This is a genomic window from Aminobacter sp. P4_H6_2, from assembly GCF_056400805.1.
On sequence record NZ_JBFUKO010000492.1, the window covers coordinates 1 to 4,143 of the forward strand.

The following is a 4,143-nucleotide window of genomic DNA, read 5'->3' on the forward strand; positions in this document are numbered from 1 at the left end:
GGCATCAACATCGTCCGTCGCGCTCTGCAGGCTCCGGCCCGCCAGATCGCTTCGAACGCAGGTGCTGAAGCTTCGATCGTCGCCGGCAAGATCCTTGACAACAAGGGGGCTACCTTCGGCTACAACGCCGCGACCGACGAGTATGGCGACATGATCGCCATGGGCATCGTCGACCCCGTCAAGGTTGTCCGCACCGCACTTCAGGACGCAGCCTCGGTTGCCGGCCTGCTCGTCACCACCGAAGCCATGATCGCCGAAACTCCGAAGAAGGAATCGGCTGGCGGCGGCATGCCTGGCGGCATGGGCGGCATGGGCGGTATGGGCGGCATGGATTTCTAATCCAGCCACCTGGCTCGAGTTTAGGGAAAGGGCGCCTTCGGGCGCCCTTTTTCGTTGCGCTGCGCTTCTCTACGACCTGCGAGGATGATCAATACTCGGCGCGCATGACCGAAATGCCAGCGTGAGAGAACGCCGCGATACGGTCTTGCGCTGCCTTGCCGTCGACGATCAATGTGGCGATGTCATTGAGACCGCCAACCTGAAATGGCGACACGGCACCTAGCTTGTCGCTTGTCGCAAGCACGACAGTTTCGGCGGAGCAGGATACGAGCTGCCGCTTGATCGCCGCCTCCTCCATATCGCCCGTGGTCAACCCTTCCGTCACATGGACGCCGGTGACGCCGAGGAAAAACAGATCGGCACGGATGCGCGATATCGCTTCGGCCGCCAATGCTCCAACTGCTACCATCGAGTGACGGAACAGTTTCCCGCCGATGATCACCGCCTCCACTTGCGGTTTGTCCTCAAGTGCTACCGCGACGGTCGGGCTGTGGGTGATTGCCGTGAAGCGGGCCGCGACCGGGAGGTGACGGATGATCTCCAGGTTCGAGGTGCCACCATCGAACACCACCGACATGCCATCCCTGATCATCGCCGCCCCTGCCTTGCCGAGCGCCGACTTGGCGTCCATCGCCATGGTTCGGCGTTCGCCGATCGAAACCACCGTTGGCGACACCGGCATCGCGCCGCCATGCACCCGCAACAGCAATCCTTCCGCCGCGAGCTCCCTGAGATCGCGCCTGATCGTGTCTTCCGACAACTCCAGTTGGTGGCTGAGATGCTTGGCGACCACCTGCCCGTCCTTGGCAAGAAGGTCGAGGATCAGGCGTTTTCGTTGGCTTGTGAGCACTTTTGCAATTCCATCAGGTCGGTAATGTCACACGATATTGCATGATACCGCACGAAGCTATATCAATTTCGTGCAGATTCGTACAATTTCAGGACACCTCATGAACACTGTTACGAAACCAATACTCATCTTGATCGCCGGCCCCTATCGTTCCGGCACCGGCGACGACCCCATCAAGATGGAGGAAAATCTGAACCGCCTCGAAAGCGTCGCCGTTCCGCTGTTTCGCGCCGGCCACATCCCGATGATCGGTGAATGGGTGGCACTTCCGCTCGGGCGGCAGGTCGGCTCGAAAGGGGCTGGCGATCCGCTCTATGACGAATTCGCCTACCCGGTCGCCGACCGGCTATTGCGCCATTGCGATGYCGTCCTGCGCTTGCCAGGCGCCTCCAAAGGCGCGGATGAGGATGTGCGGCTGGCCTTGGAACGCGGCCTCAAGATCTATTACGACCTGTCTGAAGTGCCCGGGCTGGCGTGAGGACAGGCATCCTTTTTCGTCGCGAAAATTTTCTCAAAATAAATCGCAACGAGATGGAACCTTTTGCGGCGATGGTCGTTTCATGCAGGTCCGAGGCACGTCTGGATGGAGCAATCCAAAAGGAATACCAAAGGACATCTAGGACGCCTCCAGCACTTTTAACGAGTGCCGGAGGCGTTCTGATTCATGCTCTCCTGCAGCCGCCGAGCCGGTCAGTTCGCGCCGCGAGATGCGATTTGCAGGGCGTCCAACACGCCGGCGTGGCGGCGGATGTCGGCAACGGCCTCCTGAAACCGATCATTGACCCTAAGTGTCTCGCGCCCTGCCGCGATGGTAAGGTCGACCTGATCGATCGGCAGTTTCAGTCGGGTCGGAACGCGGTTGAGCTCGGCTTGCGCCGAGCCATCAAGATCCGAAAACGACAGATGCTCGACCACCAGGCGCACGTCGCGGCAATCCCAGCCTGCCAGCGAACCGCGGAGGCGCCTGACGGCCTCAGCCGGCAGGCTGCAGCGATAGCGGATGAGTTCGCCACGCCACTCACTGACGGCGAATTTCAGCGCATCCAGCTGATCGCGAACCGAGGCCGAAAAAGAAGTATTGGTCGCGGCTTCGAGAAGGTTGGCCAACCTGGGACCTTCTATCCGTTCACCCCAATCCACCTCCTGGTCGCGGCCAGCGTCGGCAACAAGGAACAGTAGCGTCCGCAGCTTTACGGCCGCCGCCGGCGACAGCGGTCCATAGGGTGTGCCAGCTGACGAGCGCTCGATGGTGAAGCCGGTGATGCCGAGATTATCGGTCAGTCCGCCATCAAGCAGTTTCACATAGTCGAGGCGGTCAGCTTCTTGATAGGCCTTCAAGGCGCCGGCATAGGCCTTAAGACGGATTGAGGCGTCGRCATCGGCAAGCGCGCGGCTTAGCCACTCAGGCTTGCTGTATCCGCATTTCGGGCTGGTTGCGGAGATGACCACCGGCGCAAAGATGACTGGAACAGCGGCCGACGCGGCAACGGCATCGGCAAGGCGGACCTTGTCGAGATCGCTGCACAGGGCGGCGAACGTATCGTAGGTGAACAGGAACGGCGTGCGATTGTAGATATCGGAGGCGTTTATCCAGACGATCGGAGCGTCGGAGCGTCGCAAACTCGCGTAGGTCGCACCATCGAAGAGGTTGTCGTCGAGCCATTTGGCGAAACTGTTGCGGTCGTTGACGCCGCCGTTGAGCGCGCGCGCAAGATTGAGCGGCGATATTCTTGATTTCCTGAGATAGGCTTCAGCGTCCCGGATCAGAAACCGTTCACGGAAATCGCGGTAGTCGTCCCTTCCCCTGTAGCCAAAATATGAAGCGGCGACCGCACCRCCCGACGCGCCCGAAATCATGCGGATGCTATCGGCGAGGCTGCGCGTTGCCGGTTGCTCGTCGATGATGGTGTCGTCGAGTTCGCGCAACACGCCATAAGCGAAAGCAGCGGCCCGCATGCCACCTCCGGAAAAGGCAAGCCCCACCACCGTCGAGCCATCATCGCCCGGCTCCGGGATGAATTCCGGCGAGGACTGGCCGACCTGCGAGGTGAGCGTGTTGATCGGACCGACATCGCCGGCCGCACAGCCGGCCAAAGCAAGGCTCGCGGCTAACGCTACACTAACTGCCCACCGCATCCATTCCCCCGACTTCTGAACCGACCAGCCCGCCAGCTATATCGAAACACCGCAACAGGGGAACCCCTCGGCGTCCCGCACGTTGATCCCGCGCATAAGCCACAGGAGATGCGAAATGGTGAACAAGGATCAGGTCAAGGGTGTCGGCAAACAGATTGCCGGCTCCGTCAAGGAAGCGGCCGGCAAGGCCACAGGCGACAGGGAAACCCAGGCCAAAGGCACCGCCGAGAAGGTCGCCGGCAAGGTGCAGAAGGCCTATGGCGACACCAAGGAAAAGATCAAGAAGGCGCTTTGACCACAAGTTCTTGCGGGAAACGAGGCGGCTTCGGCCGCCTTTTCTCATGCCAGGAGCGTCGAACTTCACACGACATCCAAGCTGAACCGATTAGGTTCTTACTCGTCGCCAATCTCCGCTTGAAGCCTTGTGTGCAACGCGATAGGCCGATGCCCGCAACGACATTTTGCGGAGACAGATCGTGACAGCCCAGAAGACCAGAACCGAGACCGACACCTTCGGACCGATCGAGGTCGCCGCCGACCGCTATTGGGGGGCGCAGGCGCAACGTTCGCTGGGCAATTTCAAGATCGGCTGGGAAAAGCAGCCGCTGTCGGTCGTGCGCGCGCTCGGCATAGTCAAACGCGCCTGCGCCGAAGCCAACATGGCGCTTGGCCGCCTCGATCCCAAGATCGGCGAAACAGTGGTGGCTGCCGCGCAGGAAGTCATCGACGGCAAGCTCAACGACCATTTCCCGCTGGTCGTCTGGCAGACCGGCTCGGGCACGCAGTCGAACATGAACGCCAATGAGGTGATCTCGAAC

The 4,143-nt window shown here is 60.8% G+C and carries 6 protein-coding genes; 4 read left to right on the top strand and 2 right to left on the bottom strand.

Features of this window, described 5'->3' with window-relative positions:
- The coding region (locus tag AC1DUU_RS25030; RefSeq protein WP_476786073.1) for a TCP-1/cpn60 chaperonin family protein at nt 1-339 on the top strand (339 nt) is incomplete at its 5' end.
- 88 nt (nt 340-427) lie between these two features.
- On the opposite strand, the gene AC1DUU_RS25035 is transcribed toward AC1DUU_RS25030, so the two are convergent.
- The gene (locus AC1DUU_RS25035; RefSeq protein WP_476786074.1) at nt 428-1,189 is read right to left on the bottom strand and encodes a DeoR/GlpR family DNA-binding transcription regulator; all 762 of its coding nucleotides are present in this window, start codon (nt 1,187-1,189) and stop codon (nt 428-430) included.
- Nucleotides 1,190-1,310: 121 nt separating this feature from the next.
- Here AC1DUU_RS25035 and AC1DUU_RS25040 point away from each other — a divergent pair, with 121 nt between their 5' ends.
- Nucleotides 1,311-1,667 carry a DUF4406 domain-containing protein gene (locus AC1DUU_RS25040; protein ID WP_476786078.1) on the top strand — a complete coding sequence of 119 codons (357 nt, stop codon included), beginning with the start codon at nt 1,311-1,313 and terminating at the stop codon, nt 1,665-1,667.
- A 212-nt stretch (nt 1,668-1,879) separates the two neighbouring features.
- Here the strand turns inward: AC1DUU_RS25040 and AC1DUU_RS25045 are convergent, their stop codons facing one another.
- On the bottom strand, nt 1,880-3,325 hold the full coding sequence (locus AC1DUU_RS25045; RefSeq protein WP_476786075.1) for a patatin-like phospholipase family protein: 1,446 nt from the start codon (nt 3,323-3,325) through the stop codon (nt 1,880-1,882).
- A gap of 115 nt (nt 3,326-3,440) precedes the next feature.
- On the opposite strand from AC1DUU_RS25045, the gene AC1DUU_RS25050 reads away from it, so the two are divergent.
- Nucleotides 3,441-3,620 (top strand): CsbD family protein, encoded by a 180-nt coding sequence (locus AC1DUU_RS25050; protein ID WP_476786076.1) that lies wholly within the window; start codon nt 3,441-3,443, stop codon nt 3,618-3,620.
- A gap of 181 nt (nt 3,621-3,801) precedes the next feature.
- On the top strand, nt 3,802-4,143 hold a 342-nt coding region (locus tag AC1DUU_RS25055; RefSeq protein WP_476786077.1), incomplete at its 3' end, for a lyase family protein.

What these genes read in the sequence shown, in the direction of transcription:
- AC1DUU_RS25050 (WP_476786076.1), top strand. Translation starts at nt 3,441, where the DNA reads ATGGTGAACAAGGATCAGGTCAAGGGTGTCGGCAAACAGATTGCCGGC.